We start from the raw sequence: 20,180 nt of genomic DNA, 5'->3' as shown, positions 1-20,180 counted from the left end.
GGATCCAATTGAACCTGCTTCGTCTACCACGCTGGAATACGCTGGCGTCAGTCCGGCAGCCCGGTAATCCCGTCCGATTGCCCTGATTGATCGTGTGTGAGGCCCGTTCGCCACACTCACCGGGATGTGATCGCCCTCAGGCGGAGCGCCACCACACCACCCCCATGATGAAGATGATCGCGAGGAACTGCAGCAGCACGCGCAGGCGCATCAGGCGCTGGGACAGGTTCGCGCTGCCCCCGCGCATCATGTTGAAGAGGCCGAGGAACAGCACCAACGCGACGGCGAGGCAGGCGACGAGGACGAGAGTGTTGGATGACATGACGGCTCGCGCTCGAATCTCGGGGATCGGATCCATATGGCGCCCGCATCCCCCTAGCCCATAGGGCAGGGCACCGCACCCGCGGAAGCGGCGTGCCCGTCAGTTTCGTCGCAGCAGACGCTCGAAATAGTCGAGCTCTTCCCGCGGCCGGCTCGGATCGCCGAGCTTGCGGCGCAATTCCTCCATGATCCGGCGGGTCCGCTGCACGGCGGATTCCTCGGCGGTCGGAACCTTGCCGCGCCCGTCGGAGAGGTCGCGCCCCTTGCTCGGCCGGCCCAGCGGATCGTCGTCGCGGTTGCCCGCCTGTCCCTGCTGGCTCGGGTTGTCGCCGCCCTCCTGCTCGCCCTCGCCCTCGCCCTGGGCCATGTCCTCCATCTGCTTCTGCATGCCGTCCGCGCCGCGCTTCAGCCCGTCGAGGGCACGGCCCTGCGCGTCGACCGCGTCGCCTTCCTTGCCCTCGCCGAGGGCACCCTCGGCCTCGCGCATGGCCTCCTCGGCATCGGCGAGACCTTCCTCGCCCTGCATGCCGAGCTCCTTCATCCGCTTCTGCAGATCCTCCAGACGCTGGCGCAAAGCCTGCTGACGGTCGCCCGTTCCGCCCTGGCCCTGCTGCCCTTTCTGGCCCTTCTGTCCTTGCTGACCCTGTTGCCCCTGCTCACCGCCCTGCTGCTGACCCTTGTCGCCATCCTGCTGCTGGCCCTGCTGACCGCGCTGGGGCTTCTGGCCCTGTTTCTGTCCCGGCTGCTGGCCGCGCTTGTTCTGTCCGTCCTTGAAGGTCTCGTCGCGCAGGCCCTGCTGCTCGCGGGACATCTTGTCGAGTTCCTCGGCCTGCTTGCTCATCTCGCGGGCGCCGGGGTCGGATTTCCCGCCCTGTTCGGCGGTCTGGAGGTTTTCCAGGATGCTGCGAAGCTCATCGAGCAGGCGCTGCGCCTCGGCGGTATCGCCGCGCTTCATCGCCTCTTCCATATCCTTGAGCATCTTGTTCAGATCGTCCGGGGTGACGGTCTTGGCGTTCTGCTGGGACTTGCCCTTGTCGCCCTGCTGCTGGGGCTGCTTCTGCTGGCGTTCGGCCATCTGCTTCATGAACTTGTCGAGTGCCTGTTTCAGGTCCTCGGTCAGCTTCTTGATCTCGTCGTCCGGCGCATTGCGGTCGATCGCGTCCTTCAGCTTATCCTGGGCCGCACGCAGGTTCTTCTCGGCATCGGAGAGATCGCCGTCCTCGATCTTGAGCGCCATCTCCCAAAGCAGGTCGGCGACCTCGATCAGAGCCTCGTCGCTCCGCGCGGCCCTGAGCCGACGGGAGGCGGTGCGCAGCCCGAGGAAGATCGAGGCCTGCGGCGTGAACTGGTCGGGCGCGATCATGAGCGCGTCGAGGGCGGTCTGAACCCGGCCACGACTCTCGTCGGGCATGGTGACGAGGCGTCGGCGTTCCTCGGCCAGCGCCCGCGCCAGCGGTTCGCGGAACGGGCGCGCCGGCAGCGTGATCTCCGCCGTCTCGGTGCGTCCCTCCTGTCCGGCCTCGTCCTTGACCACGAGCGTCAGGCGGACCTTCGCACCGGACCAGGGATTGTCGGTCAGATCGACGAGTGTCTTCGTATCGGTTTCGCCGGTCGCATCGGAGGGAAGTGCCAGGGGCATTTTCGGCAGGGGAACCAGGGATCGTCCGCCGGCCAGAGGTTCGATGAGCCCGTCGGCCGAGGCGATCCCGTAATCGTCCTTGGCGCGGTAGCTCAGGTTGAACGTGCCGCGCGCGTTCACCTCCAGGCCGCCCACGCGCTTCACCTCGGGGGGAAGATCCGGAATCGTTTCGACGACCAGATGCTGCCTCTGCGCGGAGCCTGCGGCGATGGTGAGATCGGCGGTCCCCCCGACGAGCTGGAAACGGTCCTCGCGGAAGTCCGGACGGGCCTCCTTGCCGGGAAGCGGCTTCAGTCCCGCATTCGGGGTCAGCGCCACGTCGCCATGGCCGGCGATGCGCACGATCAGCGTCGAATTCACCGGCGCGCGCAGACGCTGCTCGTTGCCGTTCATGGTGACGACGAGGGGCGGAAGGCGGGTGTAGAGCGGCGGATCGATCCAGCCGTCGACGCGGAAGCTCGGGCCCGGACCCGCTGCCTCGTGCCAGTCGAAGGCGCTGCCGACACGCTGGCGCCATTCCGAACCGGCGACGAAGAGGCTGGCGATGGCGACGACGACGAGGGCCGCGCGCATGGCATAGGGATCGCGCCGGGGCATGCCCGGCCGCGGCAGGCCGACACTCAGTTTCGCAACGGCCTCGGCGGCACGGCGCTGATGCAGGGCCCACAGCGCCTGCGTCGCCGGATCGGAGGTGCCGACGGCGAGCGTGTCCTCAATGGCGGAAGCCGGGTTGTGGGCCCGCGCACCATCGCGATCCGCGGCATCGCGGTCGAGGCGGATCAAGGCCTCGCGGCGGCTCGGTCGCGTCAGCCGGATCAAGGGAATCAGAGCGGCGGCGAGAGCGACCGCGAAGGCGACGAGACCCGCGATCCGCCAGATCGGGGACAGGTCGAGCCACAGGCCGAGCCATGACGCAGCGAGGAAGGCGAGGATCACAGCGAACCCGCGCCAGAGCAGGGGCCATGCCCGCTCCCACAATCCGGCGGCCTGCGATTGCGACACGAGCCGATCGAGCCGGCTTCTCGCGGCTGGACGTTCCGACGTCGTCATCTTGGTCGCGCCGGAGGTCGTCGCGTCGGCCTCGTCCATTCTGCACGGCTCCCGAGGCGGGGAATGCTCACCGCATCCCGCCTTGTCAGCTTAGCATGGTGGCGACGTGAGGCGATCGGGTCAAATCGGCCCACCCACGGCGAGGACGCGTCCGGAGACCCTAACCCGCCTGCAGCCAGCTCGGCACGCGGTCGAGGCCGATGAGCTCTTCGTAGGACTGGCGCGGCCGGACGATGGCCGATCGATCGCCGCTCACCAAGACTTCTGCCACGAGGCGGCGGGTGTTGTAGGTCCCGGCCTGGACCGCTCCGTAGGCTCCCGCCGTCATCACCGCCACGAGGTCGCCCGGAGCGACGTCCGGGATGTCGCGGGACAGCGCGATGTAGTCGCCGCTCTCGCAGACCGGTCCGACCACGTCGGCGACGAGGCGCGGCGTGTCCGCGCCGGGCTCGATGACCGGGCGAAGGGCGTGATAGGCCTCGTACAGAGTCGGCCGGATGAGGTCGTTCATCGCCGCGTCGACGATGACGAAGGTCCGGCCCTCGGTCCGCTTCACGTAGAGAACTCGGGTGACGAGGATTCCGGCATTGCCGGCGATCATGCGGCCGATCTCGAAGACCGGTCGGAGATCGAGAGACCTGAAATGCGGGCGCAGGATATCCGCCAGGGCGCTCGGCTCCGGGGGAGGGGCATTGTCCTCGCGGTAGGGGATGCCGAGACCGCCGCCGAAATCGATATGGTGCAGCGTGTGGCCCTGCGCCATCAGGCCGCGCGCCAGATCGGCGAGGAGACCGGCCGCATGGGCGAAGGGCGCGAGATCGGTGATCTGGCTGCCGATATGCATGTCGACGCCGGACACCGCGATCCCCGGCAGGGACGCCGCATGGGCATAGACCTCCGGGGCGCGGCCGATCGGGATGCCGAACTTGTTCTCGGATTTCCCGGTGGAGATCTTGGCATGCGTGCCCGCATCGACGTCCGGGTTGACCCGGACCGAGACCGGTGCAGTCGCCCCGAGACTCGTCGCCACCTCGGACAGGACGTCGAGTTCGGGTTCGCTCTCCACGTTGAAGCAGTAGATGCCGGCATGCAGCGCCGCGGCCATTTCCTCGCGGGTCTTGCCGACCCCGGAGAACACGATCCGTTTCGGGTCGACGCCGGCCGCGAGCGCGCGACGCAACTCGCCCTCGGAGACGATGTCCATCCCCGCACCCAGGCGCGCGAGCGTCGTCAATACGGCCTGGTTCGAATTGGCCTTCATCGCATAGCAGACGAGGGCGTCGTCTCCGGCGAACGCCTCGGCGAAGACGCGATAATGCCGTTCGAGCGTTGCCGTCGAATAGCAGTAGAACGGCGTGCCGACTTCCGTCGCCAGGCCGGTCAGATCGACGTCCTCGGCAGCCAGCAGGCCGTTGCGATAATGGAAATGGTGCATCGGCGGGCCTTGGGGCACGAAGCTCGGGACGCGAGCCTTGAGCGGACGATCTGCTGGACGCGGACTCTCGAACCGACGTCGGGCGGACCGACCTCTTACAGGAGCGGGTCGAGGATGAAGGGCTTCTTCGGGATGGTGTAGCCGCGCTTGGCGCCCCTGGTCGTCTGCACCGGAGCCTCGACGATGGCCTGCGGCGTCCCGGCGATGGCCGTGGGATCGAGGTCGTCCCCTTCGCCCACTGCCGTCGCATCCGCCACGGGCCCGCCGAGCCCCAACCCGCCAGTCGGCACCGGAGCACGTGTATCGGGGGCTTGCAGCGCCCCGCGGCGGCCGCAGCCGGCCCCGGCGAGGGCGACGCAGCCCAGAACGAGGATCAACGTCAGTCGGGAACGAAGCAACATCAACGCGGGTCCGGAACCTCAGGCGGCGGCATCATAGCCGCTGCTTCTCGCCGATGCGAGCGCAACGGCTACGCTTTGTGTCGCCTGAGGCGAGGACGCCTCAGTCTTCGGGCTCAGCCCTTCTTGCCGGGGGTCTTCTCGTAGGCATCGATGGCGCGACGGCAATTCTCGGACAGCTTGGTCCAGTTCGTCTGGAAGCACTTGTCCATGGCCGGATCGTCCGGCGAGAGGTTGCCGCAATAGGTCAGGTAATCGCCGGTGCAGTATTTCTTGAGCGTCTCGTTCCCGCGCTTGGTCTGGGGGGCGGCTTGGGCAAATGCCGCTGCCGACGAGAGCGTGGCCATGACGGCGAGAGCGAGAGCAAGCGAAGTCGACTTGAAAGCCATAGGGAACGCGATCCGTCTCAGACAGTGAGGATGTGACGAACCCGATGATGCCTATGCGTGGTCGAAACAAGGCACGTCGGTGGTCATCCCATGAAGAACGCGGCTTCTACGCCACACCTTCCGCAGCCCGCAATGGTGCCTTCGACGTCCGCCGCCATCTCAGACGGGTTCGGTCTGTTTCCGAGGGACCGAGCCGGCCTGCGAGCCCGGCATGGCGAAGGCTTCCACGGAGGGGAGCCGATTCTGGCGAAGCAGGGAATCCGCCACTTCGACGATACGCAGGCGAAGCTCTGCGATCTCCTCGTCGGGTGTCGCCTTGGCCGACCGCAGGGCCTCGCATTCGGCGAGGAGCGCCGCGTAGCGTGCCGGCAGATCCCGGTCGACATCACCCGCGACGTCATCGACAAGGGATTCCCGCTCGACCGTATCCAACGACGCTTTCGCCGCGCGCAGGGCGTGCACGTCGTCGAGAAGGTCGCGATGCGCGTTCTCGAGGATTTCGAGGGTCGCGAGGCTGAGGGTGCCCTCCGCGCGGGCCGTGTGCAGATCCTGCTCGACGCCGTCGAGGGTCGCGCGCGCGGAGGCGAGGGCGGCCTCGCGTTCCTCCACGCCTCGCGCCAGGGCGGCGATCTCGAGGGTCCTCGCGCCGATGGCGGCCATATCCGCGTGCCGGTTGGCACGCGCCGCCTCGACCTTGCGCTCCAGGCGCCGCTGGATGACCGCGAACCGCGCCCGCAGATAATCCTTCTCGGCCGCGATCTCGGAAGCGGAGAGGGGCACGAGACCTTCGAGCCGGCGTTTGGCGAGGCGGGTCGCCCGGGCACTCACGGCGGGCAGCACCATGAGGGCGCACAGGCTTGCCGCGAGGAAGCCGAGCGCGAAGATCATCACCGTTTCGATCACGCGGGAATGCTCATCCTGATCCCTGGAGCGGCCGGGCAGACCGCGCCGCCCACGTCTTTAGACCATTTCCGCCGGGCGAGACCAATCCTTTGAAGGATATCCGACGAGCCCTGCCCGCGGATCAGAACGGGTTCCAGGTCGGCTTCGAGGTGAACTTCAGGTAGCCGACATTGATGCCGAGCCGTGCGCCGACGCCGGTCCGGATCGGCACTACGACCATTCCGTCGTTGGTCACTGCCGTCATGCCGAACCCGCCGATGAAATAGGCCGAGCCGTCGAGGCCGCCGAAGCGGCGATAGAGACCAGCGACCGACGGCATGTTGTAGAGAAGCATCATCGTGCGATCGCCATCGCCGCCGACATCGAAACCGATGGACGGACCCTGCCAGTAGATCCGGCGCTGCCCGGCATTGCGGGTATAGAGCGTGCCCTCGCCGTAGCGGACGCCGCCGACGATGGCGCCGGAGGCTTCCTGGCCGAGGATGTAGCCGTTGGGCTCGCCCCAGCGGCGCGTCGCCTCCTCGACGGTGAGGGCGAGGCCGCGCGACATGGAGCCGAAAAACTTGTGGCCGTTATCCACGATCTCGGCGGGCCGGAACCGGCCGGGAGGACCTTCTTCGAAAGCGGCGGCGGGGCCGATGGACGCGCCGGCCAGCAGGCAGGCAGCGGCGGCACCGAGGACGAGGGTGCGACGCCGGACGGAGAGCGAGGCGGGTTCGGCCGGTGAGGCGAGGGGAGTCGAGGGATCTGTCATCCGGAGCACCATGTTCGCCCAACCAACGTTCGACATCCGGCCTCTTCGCCCACATTCTCCCCGGCCGGACATTTCCGAGCCGGGAGAGGCGGAGTCACGAGCCCGCGTACCGACGAGTACAGCATGAAGTACCGCATGATAGGGTTAACGCGGCGTAACCTCGCCGGGGCCGTGCTGGCCTCGTGCCTGCCCGCACCCGGTCCATCCCTGGCCGGGCAAGGTCTGATCGCCCTCAACGGGTTCGACGCCGTGAGCTACTTCCTCGATCCCGAGGGGCAGCCGCTGCCAGGTCGACCGGCCTTCGAATGGGTCTGGAGGGGCCGGACGTGGCGATTCTCCAGGGCGGGAAACCTCGCCGCCTTCCGCGATGCGCCGTCCACCTATGCTCCGCGTCTCGGCGGCTACGATCCGATCGGCGTGGTCGAGGGCCGGCTGGTGGATACGGATACGTCGGTCTTCGCGATCCTTCCCGGACCGGCGGGGGAGGGGCTCTACCTCTTCCGCAACGGCGACCATCGTTCGACGGTCCTGGGATCGCCGGCCATCGTCGCGGCGGCGGAGGCGAAATGGCCGGCCCTGCGGATTCTCACCGACGACGGAGCGGCGCCCTGACGTCGCCTCTCGCAATCAGGCCGGAGGAGGCGTTGAATCACCCGAATATCCCTTCCGGATCGGGCTTAGAACAGGCCCTCGATCCGGTAGGCCGAGGCGGCTCGTGTAACTCGGATCGCCGAGGGCGGCGAAGGGGCCGTTGCGATAGAAAATCCTGTACTGGCCGTAGGTGATCGCGCGTCCCGACGGCACGATGACGCACCCCCCGGCACTGGTCAGGACGTGATCTCCGGCTGCGGTGTCCCATTCCATGGTCGGACCGCAGCGGACGTAGATATCGGCCTCGCCCGAGGCGATGAGGCAGAATTTGAGGGCCGAGGCGACGCCGCGGCGTTGTCCGATGGGCAATCCGGCGAGGCAGGCCTCCGTTTCGGTGTCGCCGTGCCGCCGGCTGACCAGTGCCACGAGCCCGTCCTCCGGCACTTTCCGTACGCGAATCGCGTTCCGGCTCATCGGCCGCCCGCGGTGGATCGCCGCCTCGAAGGCGGTGACGCCCGCTCCCCAGACGCGGCCGATGCCGGGGGCGGCCACCGCGGAGGCCACCGGACGGTGGCCCTCGATCAGGCAGATATTGACGCTGTAATCCGGATTTCCCGCCAGAAAATCCCGCGTTCCGTCGAGCGGATCGACGAGGAAGAACAGCTCCGAAGGAGGAAGATCATACGTCGACTCCTCGGAAATGATCGGAATCGTCGGATAGTGCCGCCTCAGAGCATCGAGGATGAGCTTCTCAGATTCGATGTCCGCTTCGCTCGATGGCGTCCCATCCGGCTTGAGCACGTGCGGACAATCACCACCGTGATGTCGCCGGAGAATGTCTCCGGCCTCGCAGGCGATGTCGGTCAATGTCGTCGCGATGCTGTCGCGCATCCGCGGATCGAGGGGCATAGGAAAGTCTTGCCTTGCGAGCCGCGCCTTGTCGACTCTAGAGTCGGCTTCAAAGCGTTCTACGCACTCGTCGCATCGCTTTTCAAAGCATCCGGTGCCGTCTATCGGTGCCGTCCTCAAGCGGTTTCGTATCTCGAAACCGACGGACCGGCCGTTATGGCGGCCCATCCATTGCCCTGTGCGGAGAGCACGATGACCCCCGTCGATCTCGATTCCCTCGATCTCTCCGCGTTGCTCTGCTCGCGCGTCTGTCACGATGTCATCAGTCCCGTCGGCGCCATCGTGAACGGGCTCGAAGTCCTCGAGGACGAGAGCGACACCTCGATGCGGGAGTTCGCCCTGGAACTCATCGGCAAGAGCGCGAAACAGGCTTCGGCGCGGTTGCAGTTCGCCCGTATCGCGTTCGGCGCTGCCGGCTCTGCCGGAGCGTCCATCGATCTGGCCGATGCCGAGAAGGTGTCACGGGGAATGTTCGGCGACGAGAAGACCCAACTGACATGGAGTGCGCCGCAGGCGCTCTATCCGAAGAACAAGGTCAAGCTCCTGCTCAACCTCGTCATGATCGCCACCAGCACCATACCCCGCGGCGGCCTGATCGACGTGGTCGTACGCGGCGACGGCGAGGCCCCTACCATCGTCATCAAGTCGAAAGGCTCGCACGCCCGCATTCCGCCCCATGTGGAGGATCTGATAGCGGGAACGCCGGAGAACGGCTCCGTCGATGCACACAGTATCCTGCCCTTCTATGCCGGGCTCGTGGCACGCGCGGCCGCGATGAATGTCCGCTTCCGTATCGAGGGCGACGAAGTGACGATCGACGCGGAGCCCGTCGCCGTCAGCGTCGAACCGACCGTCGCGCCCGCCAGACAGCCCGTGGAGGACACACGTCCATCCGATAGCGAGCCACCGGAAACCTCGCTCGCCTGATTAAGAATCTGAAAGTCGCGGCAGGACTGATGCAGTTCCTGCCACGACTTTCGGATTTGTCTCTCTATCGAAACAGTTCACTAACCGATCGGCCTCAAGATCGAACTTGCACAGACCTAGTGCGCGTTTGGACCGAGTGCCTCTCATGGATGACTTGCTGCGTGAGTTTCTAACCGAGAGCGCCGAGCATCTCGATACCGTGGACGCCGAACTCGTCCGCTTCGAGCAGGACCCGAACAACCAGACGATCCTACGGAATATCTTCCGCCTCGTGCACACGATCAAGGGGACGTGCGGGTTCCTCGGCCTACCGCGCCTCGAAGCGCTGGCTCACGCGGCCGAGACGCTGATGGGCCAGTTCCGAGACGGAATGCCGGTCAGCAGCCCCGCCGTCAGTCTGATCCTCGTGACGCTCGACCGGCTTAAGCAAATTCTCGCCGACCTGGAAACCACCGGCTCCGAGCCGACCGGCAGTGATGACGACCTGATCAACGCTCTCGATGCCATGTCGTCGGCCCCGCATGTGGCGCCGGCGCTCCAAATGGAAGTCAAGCTTCCCGACCCTGTGGCGCGCGAGCTGAAGCCGGGCGAAGTCTCCCTCGACGATCTGGAGCGCGCCTTCCTCGAAGCCGAAGGTCCGGATGAGTTCGGACCTGTCGCGGCAGCGACGGCACCGGTCGCCATGCCCGAACTGACGATGCCGGAACCCGAGCCAGTCGCATTCGTGGAAGAGGCATCGCCGTCAAAGAGCTCATCAAACCGCAAGCCTGCGGCGGACGGCTCCAGCGGCGAGTCCGAGGCCGCTGTCTCTAAGGTCCAGAGCATCCGCGTCAACGTGGATACCCTCGAGCATCTCATGACGATGGTCTCCGAGCTCGTCCTGACCCGGAACCAGCTCCTCGAAATCGCCCGTCGCCACGACGATTCGACCTATAAGGTTCCTCTGCAGCGCTTGAGTCATGTGACGGCAGAGTTGCAGGAAGGCGTCATGAAGACGCGCATGCAGCCGATCGGCAATGCCTGGCAGAAGCTGCCGCGCGTGGTCCGCGACCTGTCGTCCGAACTCGGCAAGCAGATCGAGCTCATCATGAGCGGTGCCGAGACCGAACTCGACCGCCAGGTCCTCGAGGTCATTAAGGACCCGCTCACCCACATGGTGCGCAACTCGGCCGATCACGGCATCGAGTCCGCCGCCGACCGTAAATCCGCCGGCAAGCCGGCGCGCGGCACGATCCGCCTGTCCGCCTACCACGAGGGCGGCACAATCACGATCGAGATCGCCGACGATGGAAAGGGCCTTGATCTCTCCGCTATCCGTCGCAAGGCGGTGGAGCGCAACGTCGCCAGCCAGGCCGATATCGACAAGATGACCGACGCCCAGGTGGCGAAGTTCATCTTCCATCCGGGTTTCTCCACCGCCAAGGCGGTCACCTCGGTGTCCGGCCGCGGCGTCGGCATGGACGTCGTCAAGACCAATATCGAGCTGATCGGCGGTGTCATCGACATCAACACGCAGCTCGGCCGTGGCACCACCTTCACCATCAAGATCCCGCTGACGCTGGCGATCATCGCGGCCCTCATCGTCAAGGCCGGCGATCTTCGCTACGCCGTGCCGCAGGTGGCAGTGCTGGAACTCGTCCGCGTCGACAAGGCCACCGCCCAGACGGTGGAGCGCATCAACGGTTCGCCGGTGCTGCGCTTGCGCGAACGCTTGCTCCCGATCGTGACCATGACCGGGGTTCTCGGTCAGAAGGACAATGCCGAGACCATCGATTCTGGTTTCGTGGTCGTCGCCCAAGTCGGTCGTCAGCGATTCGGAATTCTCGTCGACGAGGTCTTCCATACGGAGGAGATCGTCGTGAAGCCGATGTCGTCGAAACTGCGCCATCTGGCGCTCTTTGCCGGCAACACCATCCTCGGCGACGGCGCGGTGGTGCTGATCGTCGATCCCAACGGCATCGCACGCCAAGTCAGCCAGGGCGCGCAGTCCGGGGCCATTCCGGCTGAGGTCGAAGTCGAGGAAGTGGACGCTGCAGATGCCAAGGCGACGCTGCTGGTCTTCAAGGGCGGCGGAGGCAGTTTCAAGGCTGTCCCGCTCTCCCTGGTCACCCGCCTCGAGGAGATCGATGCGACCAAGATCGAGTGGGTCGGCGGCCGTCCGCTGATTCAGTACCGCGGCCGGCTCATGCCGCTCGTCCCTGCCGATCCGTCCATCGAGATCCGCAGCGAGGGGACCCAGGCCCTGGTGGTGTTCTCGGATGGCGAGCGGGCGATGGGGCTCGTGGTCGACGAGATCGTCGACATTGTCGAGGAACGTCTCAACGTGGAAATCGCCGCCGAACGTTCGGATCTAATCGGATCCGCAGTCCTGCGTGGCCGTGCGACCGAGATCATCAACATCGCGCACTTCCTGCCGCTGGCCTACGACGATTGGGCACGCGGAACACGCAAGCCCGAGAAGCGCAACGCAACCCTGCTTCTCGTGGACGACTCGGCCTTTTTCCGGGACATGCTGAGCCCGGTCCTCAAAGCCGCCGGCTACAATGTGATCACTGCCGGCAGCGCCGAGGCGGCCCTCACCACGCTGATGGGCAGTGGCCGGATCGACGTGGTCGTGTGCGACCTCGAAATGCCCGGCCGCAACGGCTTCGACCTCGTGGCCGCCATGCGCAAAGGTGACGAACGCCTTTCCCGGCTTCCGGTCATCGGCCTGTCCGGCGCCATCGGCGTCGATGCCGTCGAGCGGGCGCGCGCGTTGTCGATCCTGGACCTGGTGGCGAAGTTCGACCGTAGCGGGCTGATCGCGGCGCTCGGCGAGATCGACATCGTCAGTCTTCCCAAAGCCGCCTGAACCCGGCCTTCGAGCAAGATCGGAGAATCTGAGCCATGATGCAGGCTGCAAACAGCAATAGCGGCGTCGATACCGGCGCCACCAACGACTTCATCACGGTATTCGTCGCCGACACCATGTTCGGTCTGGCGATCGACCGAGTGCACGACGTCTTCATTCCCGCCGGGGTGACACCGGTGCCGCTGGCCCCCCCGGAGATCGTTGGTCTCCTCAACCTGCGCGGGCGCGTCGTCACGGCCCTGTGCCTGCGCCGTCGGCTCGGGCTGCCAGACCGCGAAGAGGAAAGCCAGAAGATGGCGATCGGCCTCGAACAGGGTGGCGAGACGTTCGCCCTCGTCGTCGACGGTGTCGGCGAAGTGCTGAAGCTCGGAGCCGACACCCACGAACCCGTGCCGATCAATCTCGATTCGCGCTGGCGCAACCTGTCGCTCGGCGTGCATCGCCTCGATGGCCGCCTTCTCGTCATCCTCGACGTCGATGCGCTCCTCGCCTTCGGAACGCAGCGCGACGTCGCTGGCGCCGCCTGACCATCCTGATCGAGGACAGCACCATGAAGAACTGCCTCATCGTCGACGATTCTGCCGTCATCCGTAAGGTGGCGCGGCGCATCCTCGAGACCATGAACTTCAAGGTCGGAGAGGCCGAGGACGGCGCCAAGGCCCTGGTGGCCTGCGGCGAATTGATGCCCGACGTGATCCTGCTCGACTGGAACATGCCGACCATGGACGGCTACGAGTTCCTTCGCGCCCTGCGCCAGACCCCTGGGGGCGCAGCGCCAAAGGTCCTGTTCTGCACCACCGAGAATGATGTCGGTGCCATTGCCCGCGCGCTGCATGCGGGTGCCGACGAATACATCATGAAGCCGTTCGACCGCGACATCGTCACGGCCAAGCTCGAACAGGTGGGTTTTGGCCAGCAGGCAGACGCCGCCTGAGGCGAAGGCAGCGGGGATCCTGGTCCGCGCTGGTTCGCATCTGCACTCCCTGTCGCATCAATGAAGCGTAGAGTCTCATGGCCGCTGCCCCCGCCTTCGCGCCGCCTATCGCAGCCAGCACGGGCAGCGCCGCGCGCGTCCGCGTCCTGATCGCAGACGATTCGGCTGTGGTCCGCGGCCTCGTGGCTCGCTGGATCGGCGAGGCTGGGTTCGATGTGGTGGGAACTGCCTCCAACGGCCGCATCGCCATCGAGGCGATGTCGCGCGTCGACCCCGACGTGGTACTTCTCGACATCGACATGCCGGAACTCGACGGGACGCAGGCGCTGCCCCTGCTCCTTGCCAAGAGCCCAGGCATCCAGGTCGTCATGATGTCGACCCTGACGACGCGCAACGCGGACATTTCCCTGCGCTGCCTTGCGCTCGGCGCCGTCGATTACCTCGCCAAGCCAGAGAGCAACCGCGGCGTCACCACCTCTGACACCTTCCGCGCTGAGCTGATCGAGCGCGTGCGCGTGTTCGGCGCCGCACGCGCTCGACGCCGAAGTCATGTGCCTGCTGCCCCACAGGGAACGGCCTATCATGCGCCGGCACCGGTTCCGCGTCCCGCGACGCCGATCGTCCTGCGTCCGAAGGCTCGTACCGGAATTCCACCGCGCTGCCTGTTGATCGGCTCCTCGACCGGGGGGCCGCGCGCGGTCGGCGAAGTGCTGGAGAAGATCGGTAGCGCCACGCTTCGCCAGTTCCCGGTCCTGATCGTGCAGCACATGCCGCCGGTCTTCACGGCCGTCTTCGCCGAGCATCTCGGAGCGAGAACCGGGTTGCCCGCCGCCGAAGGCAAGGCGGACGAACGCATCCTGCCGGGTCGCATCTACGTGGCGCCGGGGGGACGCCATATGGGTCTCCAGGGCAGCCGAAACGATCTCTCGATCCGCCTCGACGACGGTCCTGTCGTGAATTTCTGCCGCCCCGCCGTAGACGTGCTGTTCAACGATGCGGCCGCACTCTATGGCGCGGCTGCCCTGGCGGTGGTCCTGACCGGAATGGGGTCCGACGGCACCAATGGCGCACGCTCCCTCACCGAGGCGGGAGCAGCGGTGCTCGCTCAGGACGAGGCGACGAGCACGGTCTGGGGTATGCCGGGAAGCGTCGCCAAGGCCGGCCTCGCCCAGGCCGTCCTGCCGCTCGGCGATATCGGCCCGGCGCTCCGCAACATCCTGACGGGGCACGGCGCATGACCGACATCGAGTTCGATTTCCTGCGCGGCTATCTCAAGACGCGCTCCGGCCTCGCTCTCAGCGCCGAGAAACGCTACCTCATCGAGAGCCGGCTCACTCCTGTCTGCCGGCGCTTCAACCTTGCGACCCTCCACGATCTCGTCAACGCGCTCAAGGCGTCGCGCGATCCGAGCATCGAGCGCGCGGTGGTCGAGGCGATGACCACGAACGAGACCTTCTTCTTCCGCGATCGTGTCCCGTTCGATCTGTTCAGGGATGTGCTGCTGCCGGAAGCGATGACTCGTCGCATCGCCCAGCGTCGCCTGCGGATCTGGTGCGCTGCCGCCTCGACGGGGCAGGAGCCGTACTCCCTCGCCATGCTGATCCAGGATGCCGCGCCCCGCCTTGCGGGCTGGCAGGTGGAGATCGTCGCCACCGACCTCTCCACTGAGGTGCTGGAAAAAGCCAAGGCTGGTCTCTACAGCCATTTCGAGGTGCAGCGCGGCCTCCCGGTGCAATCCCTGCTCAAGCATTTCGAGCAGGTAGGCGAGCAGTGGCGCATCTCTGCGAGCTTGCGTCAGATGGTGGATTTCCGCCCGCTGAACCTGCTGAATCCCTTCGATTCCCTCGGCACGTTCGACATCATCTATTGCCGCAACGTGCTGATTTATTTCGATGCGCCGACGAAGGGCGACGTGCTGGCGCGCCTGAGCGCAAGCCTCGCCCCGGATGGTGCGGTCCTGCTCGGGGCCGCCGAGACCGTCATTGGGCTGACCGACCGGCTGGTACCGCATCCTCAGCATCGCGGCCTCTACGGCCAGGCTCCGGTGGTCACCCGGCCGATCATGTCCGCGCAGCCGCAGCCGATGCTGCGCAGGGTCGTGGGATTATAGCCCGGGCTCCTCGCCGAACTCGGCTCGCTCGCTGACGGCACGAAACAGAATTATCTGACCGGCCCGTTCTGCATGCCCAACTCCGGTCGTCGATCGCGATGCCGGGGACAGCCTTGCATTGACCGCGAATGGGAGACCGACATGAAGCAGCGTGTTGCCCTGATCCTCCTTGCGGCGGTCGTCCTGATACAGCCTGTGATGGCAGAGGTCATACCGTTGCGGGTCACGAGAGCGGCGATCAAGCGTGACGCACGGGCTTCGAACGGGGCGATCACGCGTCTGATCCTCGATACCGAGAGCGGTAAACGTCTCGCGGCCATGGCCAACAAGCAGTCTGGCAAGCTTGCGACCTTTGCCATCGATGGACGAGAGATCGAGCGGCAACGGATTTCGCCGGCATTTGCCACCGGCGAGGTGTCATTAAAAAAGATTCCGCTTTCGAAGGTCGGGAGCACAGTCGCCTGTCTTCTGGAAGGAAGCGCAAACCTCACCATGCGGATCGATTCCGGTATCAGCGAGCGCTGAGACGGTATTTCAGAGACACTGCGAATCTTGTGACAAAAACGTTCCTCACGGCAGGAAGATTGCTTGAACCCGCAACGCCCGATCTGCCTCCGACATCCTGTCGAACCGGCGCATCAAAACAAAAAGCCCCGCGCGAGCGGGGCCTTTTCGTTTGCGGAGCGCCAAGGCTCAGACAGCGATACGATCTTCGCCTTCGTTCGGCTCGCGCAGCACGTAGCCGCGACCCCAGACCGTCTCGATGTAGTTCTTGCCCGAGGAAGCGTTGGCGAGCTTCTTGCGCAGCTTGCAGATGAAGACGTCGATGATCTTCAGCTCGGGCTCATCCATGCCGCCGTAGAGGTGGTTGAGGAACATCTCCTTCGTAAGGGTCGTGCCCTTCCTCAGCGAGAGAAGTTCCAGCATCTGGTACTCCTTGCCGGTGAGATGAACCCGGCTTCCGGAGACTTCGACGGTCTTCTGGTCGAGATTCACGATGAGGTCACCGGTGGTGATCACCGACTGGGCGTGACCCTTGGAGCGGCGCACGATCGCATGAATGCGAGCGACCAGCTCATCCTTATGGAAAGGTTTGGTAAGGTAGTCATCGGCACCGAAGCCGAGACCCTTCACCTTGTCCTCGATCCCGGCCATGCCGGAGAGGATCAGGATCGGCGTCTTGACCTTCGCCACCCGGAGGTTGCGGAGCACCTCGTAGCCCGACATGTCGGGAAGGTTCAGGTCGAGAAGGATGATATCGTAATCGTAGAGCTTGCCGAGGTCGATTCCTTCCTCGCCGAGATCCGTCGTGTAGGTGTTGAAGCTTTCCGACTTGAGCATCAGTTCGATGCTCTGCGCGGTCGCGCTGTCGTCTTCGATCAGAAGTACCCGCATCGTCGGTCCCCAGCCCAGCCGGCCGTATTCAGCGTTCGGGCAAGCCCCCGCCGTTCGTCCACCACCGGCCCGTGGCGGACGCTCCCTCGTCATTGACGTGAAACGCTAATGGTTAATCGTTAACAAAACCTGATTCTCGGTGGCAAGCACGGAATTGAATGTCGCGTGAAATGATGCCGCCACCTTATGGCCGTCCGACCCCAGGAGACGAGGGGCCGGCAAATGCATCACACCAGAACATCCAGCTAAGTACTTGACGGATCTGCATTCATCAAAAAGTGTGACTCAACAGACACGCCTGAGCGATGCATCGTCCCCGGCGCGGGCATGCGCCGATCACCGAACGACGACGGACCGCTACAAGCCCGATGACCGCAGTGTTAAGGAGGGAGGTAAACGAAAGGTTGAGAGAAGCGCAGATGACGGATCGAACACGCGTTTCTTCCACCATCAGCTTGGCCGCGGCCCAGGCCGCCCTGGCTGGAATCGAGACCCTGGAGACCTACGGCCGGGTCGTGGCCATCAAGGGACTCCTCGTGGAGGTCGCCGGTCCGGTCGCCGCGATGCGCCTGGGAGGGCGCCTTGACATCATGGTCGAGAACGGCATGGGCGCGGTCCCTTGCGAGATCATCGGCTTCCAAGGCGAACGGGCACTGGCGATGCCGTTCGGCTCGCTCGAGGGCGTCCGCCGCGGATGTCCGGCGATGGTCCGTGACGAGGCGGCAGGAGCGATCCGTCCCTCCGCAGGCTGGCTCGGGCGGACCATCGACGCCCTAGGCCGTCCCGTGGACGGTCTCGGCCCCCTGCCTCCCGGTCCGGCGATCTATCCCTTGCGGGCCGATCCGCCGCCGGCACATGCGCGGCGCAGGGTCGGACCGCCGTTGGATCTCGGCATCCGCTGCATCAACACCTTCCTGACCATGTGTGCCGGTCAGCGCATGGGCATCTTCGCCGGCTCCGGTGTCGGTAAATCCGTGCTGCTGTCCATGCTCGCCCGCTACACCGCCGCCGATGTGGCTGTGATCGGTCTCGTCGGCGAGCGCGGGCGCGAAGTTCAGGAGTTTCTGCAGGACGATCTCGGTCCCAGCGGCCTCGCCCGCTCTGTGGTGGTAGTGGCGACATCCGACGAGCCTGCCCTGATGCGGCGCAACGCGGCCTACGTCACATTGGCCCTCGCCGAGTTCTTCCGCGATCAAGGCGCGCAGGTTCTCTGCATGATCGATTCGATCACCCGCTTCGCCATGGCACAGCGCGACATCGGTCTCGCCGCAGGCGAGCCGCCCACCGCCAAGGGCTACACACCCACGGTCTTCAGCGAGTTGCCACGCCTGCTGGAGCGGGCTGGACCGGGAACGGGCCAGGGGGCGATCTCGGGGCTCTTCACGGTGCTGGTGGAAGGCGACGATCATAATGAACCGGTGGCCGATGCCGTGCGCGGCATCCTCGATGGCCATATCGTCATGGAGCGCGGAATCGCCGAGCGGGGCCGCTATCCGGCGATCAACGTGCTTCGCTCGGTCTCGCGCACTATGCCGCGATCCTGCGATCCGGCTCATCTGCCGACCGTCAGGCGAGCGCGTCGAATCCTATCGACCTATGCCGACATGGAAGAACTCATCCGCCTCGGAGCGTACCGGGCCGGTGCATCGGCCGAAGTCGATGAAGCGGTGGCGTTGATGCCGAGTATCGAGGCTTTTCTGGGTCAGAGTAAGGAAGAAGCAACCTCGATAGGCGAGGGTTACCAACGACTGGCAGAGATCGTCGGCGGCGCCTGAGCGCCGCTCGCAACGTTCTCGCCTTCGTCTCCGGCGCTGTCTGCGCCGGCCTTTCGTGCGTTGCGTGGAATGGGACCCTCAACATGAAATCGCGTGACACGCTGATCCGGCTGCGCCGCTTCCAGGTCGACGAGAAGCGTCGGCGCGTGACGCAGATCGAGATGATGATGGCCGATTTCAATCGCATGGCCTCCGAGCTCGACCGCGAAGTGGCACACGAGGAGGGCCGCGCCGGAATCACCGACCCCGGCCATTTCGCCTATCCCACTTATGCCCGTGCCGCCGCCACGCGCCGGGACAACATGCGCCAGTCGGCGCTAGCCCTGGAAGGCCAGCTCGCCGACGCCAAGGCCGAACTCGGCGAGGCGTTCGAGGATCTCAAGAAGATCGAAATCCTCGAGGACCGTGAGCGCACGGCGGAACGCGTGGCCGAAGCGGCCCGCGATCAGGCTGCGATGGACGGTATCGGCTTGGCACGAGCCCGCGCCTGATCGGTCCGCGACGCCCGCCGGCACGAAACCGTCATGTTCGCATGACATCTCTCAGTAGCGGTCGTGACTTGCTACTCCGGGGCTCGCTGTCTCGCTTGCGATGCATCGCGCGGTCGTGCAGGTAGGCCGGGCTGTGGGGGCTTGGCCGGTTCGTAATGAAGACAATCAAGGATTTCGCTTGGCCGCTCATCGGCCTCCTGGCGATCGCCGTCTCGGGATACTTCCTCTACCAAGAGCTGAAGACGACATCGATGGCGGCGGTGTGGGCGGCGATCGTCGCCATCCCGCCGCATCGCATGGTCCTAGCCGGGTTATCTACCCTCATCGCCTACGCGGCCCTCGCCTGGTACGACCGGATCGCGCTGCTGCATCTCGGTGTGCGCGGGATCTCATGGTTCTTCGTGGCGGTGTGCTCGTTCACGACCTACGCACTTTCCCACAATATCGGAGCATCGGTCTTCTCGGGCGCATTGGTGCGCTACAGGGCCTACACGGCCAAGGGACTCTCGGCCGCCCAGGTGGCGGTGCTCGTGGCGCTCTGCTCCTTCACCTTCTTTCTCGGCACGGTCCTGCTCGGCGGCGTCGTTCTCGTCGTCGAACCCCAACTCCTTTCGCGGCTCAAGGGTATCCTTCCCGGCTTCCTGACCGAGCCGAAGACCGCGCTCATCGTCGGTATCGGCCTGCTGGCATTCGTTGCGCTCTACGTCGCCGGATCGATCCTGCGCCTACCACCGCTCCACGTCCGCAAGTTCAAGCTGGAATATCCGCGGCCGGCGATCATGGGGCGCCAACTCCTGGCGGCTCCCCTCGAACTCCTCGGCGCAGCGGGCATCCTCTATTTCGCGCTGCCAGAGGCCGTTAATCCGGGTCCGATCGCCGTCATCGCGATCTTTCTGGCGTCTTTCTCGGTCGCACTCGTCTCGAATGCACCGGGCGGCCTCGGCGTGTTCGAACTCGTCTTCATCACGGCGATGCAGATCACCGATCCGGGCCAGAAGGACGCGATCATCGCGGCCGTCATCGTGTTCCGGGTGTTCTACTTCTGGATTCCGGCGCTGATCTCGGTCGTGGTCGTTCTGCTCTACGAGCGCTCCCGGCTCGCGGATCTCGCCAGGGCGACACCCCAGGCATCTGCCGTGCCCGAACCGCCGGTCATCGTGCCGGGCCTCGACGCGCATAGGATCGAGAGGAAGCTGGAGAAAAAGCCGCTCTAAGAGCGCCTAACAGAACGGCACCGAGTCGGATGTCGAGCGTTGGTTTGGCATGGCCAGACCGCTTCTCCCCGATGATCTCTGGGATGAGATCGCC

General features: G+C 65.6%; 20 protein-coding genes. 11 read left to right on the top strand and 9 right to left on the bottom strand.

The window, feature by feature from the left end; all coding sequences use genetic code 11:
* Window positions 1-136: 136 nt before the first annotated feature.
* From ACFQ4G_RS14400 to ACFQ4G_RS14370, 7 genes are all read right to left on the bottom strand, one after another.
* The gene (locus ACFQ4G_RS14400) at window positions 137-322 is read right to left on the bottom strand and encodes a twin transmembrane helix small protein (protein ID WP_238204386.1); all 186 of its coding nucleotides are present in this window, start codon (window positions 320-322) and stop codon (window positions 137-139) included.
* A gap of 99 nt (window positions 323-421) precedes the next feature.
* Window positions 422-3,049 carry a TIGR02302 family protein gene (locus ACFQ4G_RS14395; protein WP_238204385.1) on the bottom strand — a complete coding sequence of 876 codons (2,628 nt, stop codon included), beginning with the start codon at window positions 3,047-3,049 and terminating at the stop codon, window positions 422-424.
* 121 nt (window positions 3,050-3,170) lie between these two features.
* Window positions 3,171-4,445 carry a diaminopimelate decarboxylase gene (lysA, locus tag ACFQ4G_RS14390; RefSeq protein ID WP_238204498.1) on the bottom strand — a complete coding sequence of 425 codons (1,275 nt, stop codon included), beginning with the start codon at window positions 4,443-4,445 and terminating at the stop codon, window positions 3,171-3,173.
* Between the two features lie 95 nt (window positions 4,446-4,540).
* A complete protein-coding gene (locus ACFQ4G_RS14385; RefSeq protein ID WP_238204383.1) occupies window positions 4,541-4,846 on the bottom strand; it encodes a hypothetical protein in 306 nt (101 codons plus the stop codon).
* 113 nt (window positions 4,847-4,959) lie between these two features.
* Window positions 4,960-5,232: a 3',5'-cyclic-nucleotide phosphodiesterase gene (locus ACFQ4G_RS14380; protein ID WP_238204382.1), complete on the bottom strand. Its 273-nt coding sequence runs from the start codon at window positions 5,230-5,232 to the stop codon at window positions 4,960-4,962.
* A gap of 159 nt (window positions 5,233-5,391) precedes the next feature.
* A complete protein-coding gene (locus ACFQ4G_RS14375) occupies window positions 5,392-6,135 on the bottom strand; it encodes a hypothetical protein (protein ID WP_238204380.1) in 744 nt (247 codons plus the stop codon).
* 121 nt (window positions 6,136-6,256) lie between these two features.
* Window positions 6,257-6,901, bottom strand: a complete 645-nt coding sequence (locus ACFQ4G_RS14370; RefSeq protein WP_238204497.1) for a DUF1134 domain-containing protein — start codon at window positions 6,899-6,901, stop codon at window positions 6,257-6,259.
* Between the two features lie 111 nt (window positions 6,902-7,012).
* Here ACFQ4G_RS14370 and ACFQ4G_RS14365 point away from each other — a divergent pair, with 111 nt between their 5' ends.
* Window positions 7,013-7,501 (top strand): hypothetical protein, encoded by a 489-nt coding sequence (locus ACFQ4G_RS14365; protein ID WP_238204378.1) that lies wholly within the window; start codon window positions 7,013-7,015, stop codon window positions 7,499-7,501.
* A gap of 15 nt (window positions 7,502-7,516) precedes the next feature.
* Here ACFQ4G_RS14365 and ACFQ4G_RS14360 read toward each other — a convergent pair whose 3' ends face one another.
* On the bottom strand, window positions 7,517-8,389 hold the full coding sequence (locus tag ACFQ4G_RS14360) for a 3'(2'),5'-bisphosphate nucleotidase CysQ family protein (RefSeq protein ID WP_238204376.1): 873 nt from the start codon (window positions 8,387-8,389) through the stop codon (window positions 7,517-7,519).
* A gap of 192 nt (window positions 8,390-8,581) precedes the next feature.
* On the opposite strand from ACFQ4G_RS14360, the gene chpT reads away from it, so the two are divergent.
* From chpT to ACFQ4G_RS14325, 7 genes are all read left to right on the top strand, one after another.
* Entirely contained in the window at window positions 8,582-9,316 is a 735-nt protein-coding gene (gene chpT, locus ACFQ4G_RS14355; RefSeq protein ID WP_238204374.1) for a histidine phosphotransferase ChpT, read from the top strand.
* 145 nt (window positions 9,317-9,461) lie between these two features.
* A complete protein-coding gene (locus ACFQ4G_RS14350; protein WP_238204372.1) occupies window positions 9,462-12,167 on the top strand; it encodes a hybrid sensor histidine kinase/response regulator in 2,706 nt (901 codons plus the stop codon).
* Between the two features lie 38 nt (window positions 12,168-12,205).
* Window positions 12,206-12,694 (top strand): chemotaxis protein CheW, encoded by a 489-nt coding sequence (locus tag ACFQ4G_RS14345; RefSeq protein WP_238204496.1) that lies wholly within the window; start codon window positions 12,206-12,208, stop codon window positions 12,692-12,694.
* Window positions 12,695-12,717: 23 nt separating this feature from the next.
* The gene (locus ACFQ4G_RS14340; RefSeq protein WP_238204371.1) at window positions 12,718-13,101 is read left to right on the top strand and encodes a response regulator; all 384 of its coding nucleotides are present in this window, start codon (window positions 12,718-12,720) and stop codon (window positions 13,099-13,101) included.
* Window positions 13,102-13,178: 77 nt separating this feature from the next.
* A complete protein-coding gene (locus ACFQ4G_RS14335) occupies window positions 13,179-14,339 on the top strand; it encodes a protein-glutamate methylesterase/protein-glutamine glutaminase (RefSeq protein WP_238204370.1) in 1,161 nt (386 codons plus the stop codon).
* A complete protein-coding gene (locus tag ACFQ4G_RS14330) occupies window positions 14,336-15,211 on the top strand; it encodes a CheR family methyltransferase (protein WP_238204369.1) in 876 nt (291 codons plus the stop codon). Before ACFQ4G_RS14335 ends, ACFQ4G_RS14330 begins: the two co-directional genes overlap by 4 nt.
* Before the next feature lie 141 nt (window positions 15,212-15,352).
* Entirely contained in the window at window positions 15,353-15,736 is a 384-nt protein-coding gene (locus ACFQ4G_RS14325; protein ID WP_238204368.1) for a hypothetical protein, read from the top strand.
* Window positions 15,737-15,904: 168 nt separating this feature from the next.
* Here ACFQ4G_RS14325 and ctrA read toward each other — a convergent pair whose 3' ends face one another.
* The gene (ctrA, locus tag ACFQ4G_RS14320; protein WP_238204367.1) at window positions 15,905-16,606 is read right to left on the bottom strand and encodes a response regulator transcription factor CtrA; all 702 of its coding nucleotides are present in this window, start codon (window positions 16,604-16,606) and stop codon (window positions 15,905-15,907) included.
* Window positions 16,607-17,025: 419 nt separating this feature from the next.
* Here ctrA and fliI point away from each other — a divergent pair, with 419 nt between their 5' ends.
* From fliI to ACFQ4G_RS14305, 3 genes are all read left to right on the top strand, one after another.
* Entirely contained in the window at window positions 17,026-18,381 is a 1,356-nt protein-coding gene (gene fliI, locus ACFQ4G_RS14315) for a flagellar protein export ATPase FliI (RefSeq protein ID WP_238204366.1), read from the top strand.
* 83 nt (window positions 18,382-18,464) lie between these two features.
* A complete protein-coding gene (fliJ, locus tag ACFQ4G_RS14310; protein ID WP_238204365.1) occupies window positions 18,465-18,872 on the top strand; it encodes a flagellar export protein FliJ in 408 nt (135 codons plus the stop codon).
* Between the two features lie 155 nt (window positions 18,873-19,027).
* On the top strand, window positions 19,028-20,086 hold the full coding sequence (locus ACFQ4G_RS14305; protein ID WP_238204364.1) for a lysylphosphatidylglycerol synthase domain-containing protein: 1,059 nt from the start codon (window positions 19,028-19,030) through the stop codon (window positions 20,084-20,086).
* The last annotated feature ends 94 nt before the right edge of the window (window positions 20,087-20,180 follow it).

It is taken from the genome of Methylobacterium marchantiae, assembly GCF_042679825.1.
Taxonomy (GTDB): Bacteria; Pseudomonadota; Alphaproteobacteria; order Rhizobiales; family Beijerinckiaceae; genus Methylobacterium; species Methylobacterium marchantiae.
The sequence above is the reverse complement of the archived record's forward strand: the minus strand, read 5'-3'. Positions and strand labels throughout refer to the sequence as shown.

Coding starts and splice junctions, on each gene's coding strand:
- ACFQ4G_RS14400 (WP_238204386.1), bottom strand. CDS start 322: ATGTCATCCAACACTCTCGTCCTCGTCGCCTGCCTCGCCGTCGCGTTG.
- ACFQ4G_RS14395 (WP_238204385.1), bottom strand. CDS start 3,049: ATGGACGAGGCCGACGCGACGACCTCCGGCGCGACCAAGATGACGACG.
- lysA (WP_238204498.1), bottom strand. CDS start 4,445: ATGCACCATTTCCATTATCGCAACGGCCTGCTGGCTGCCGAGGACGTC.
- ACFQ4G_RS14385 (WP_238204383.1), bottom strand. CDS start 4,846: ATGTTGCTTCGTTCCCGACTGACGTTGATCCTCGTTCTGGGCTGCGTC.
- ACFQ4G_RS14380 (WP_238204382.1), bottom strand. CDS start 5,232: ATGGCTTTCAAGTCGACTTCGCTTGCTCTCGCTCTCGCCGTCATGGCC.
- ACFQ4G_RS14370 (WP_238204497.1), bottom strand. CDS start 6,901: ATGGTGCTCCGGATGACAGATCCCTCGACTCCCCTCGCCTCACCGGCC.
- ACFQ4G_RS14365 (WP_238204378.1), top strand. CDS start 7,013: ATGAAGTACCGCATGATAGGGTTAACGCGGCGTAACCTCGCCGGGGCC.
- ACFQ4G_RS14360 (WP_238204376.1), bottom strand. CDS start 8,389: ATGCCCCTCGATCCGCGGATGCGCGACAGCATCGCGACGACATTGACC.
- chpT (WP_238204374.1), top strand. CDS start 8,582: ATGACCCCCGTCGATCTCGATTCCCTCGATCTCTCCGCGTTGCTCTGC.
- ACFQ4G_RS14350 (WP_238204372.1), top strand. CDS start 9,462: ATGGATGACTTGCTGCGTGAGTTTCTAACCGAGAGCGCCGAGCATCTC.
- ACFQ4G_RS14345 (WP_238204496.1), top strand. CDS start 12,206: ATGCAGGCTGCAAACAGCAATAGCGGCGTCGATACCGGCGCCACCAAC.
- ACFQ4G_RS14340 (WP_238204371.1), top strand. CDS start 12,718: ATGAAGAACTGCCTCATCGTCGACGATTCTGCCGTCATCCGTAAGGTG.
- ACFQ4G_RS14335 (WP_238204370.1), top strand. CDS start 13,179: ATGGCCGCTGCCCCCGCCTTCGCGCCGCCTATCGCAGCCAGCACGGGC.
- ACFQ4G_RS14330 (WP_238204369.1), top strand. CDS start 14,336: ATGACCGACATCGAGTTCGATTTCCTGCGCGGCTATCTCAAGACGCGC.
- ACFQ4G_RS14325 (WP_238204368.1), top strand. CDS start 15,353: ATGAAGCAGCGTGTTGCCCTGATCCTCCTTGCGGCGGTCGTCCTGATA.
- ctrA (WP_238204367.1), bottom strand. CDS start 16,606: ATGCGGGTACTTCTGATCGAAGACGACAGCGCGACCGCGCAGAGCATC.
- fliI (WP_238204366.1), top strand. CDS start 17,026: ATGACGGATCGAACACGCGTTTCTTCCACCATCAGCTTGGCCGCGGCC.
- fliJ (WP_238204365.1), top strand. CDS start 18,465: ATGAAATCGCGTGACACGCTGATCCGGCTGCGCCGCTTCCAGGTCGAC.
- ACFQ4G_RS14305 (WP_238204364.1), top strand. CDS start 19,028: ATGAAGACAATCAAGGATTTCGCTTGGCCGCTCATCGGCCTCCTGGCG.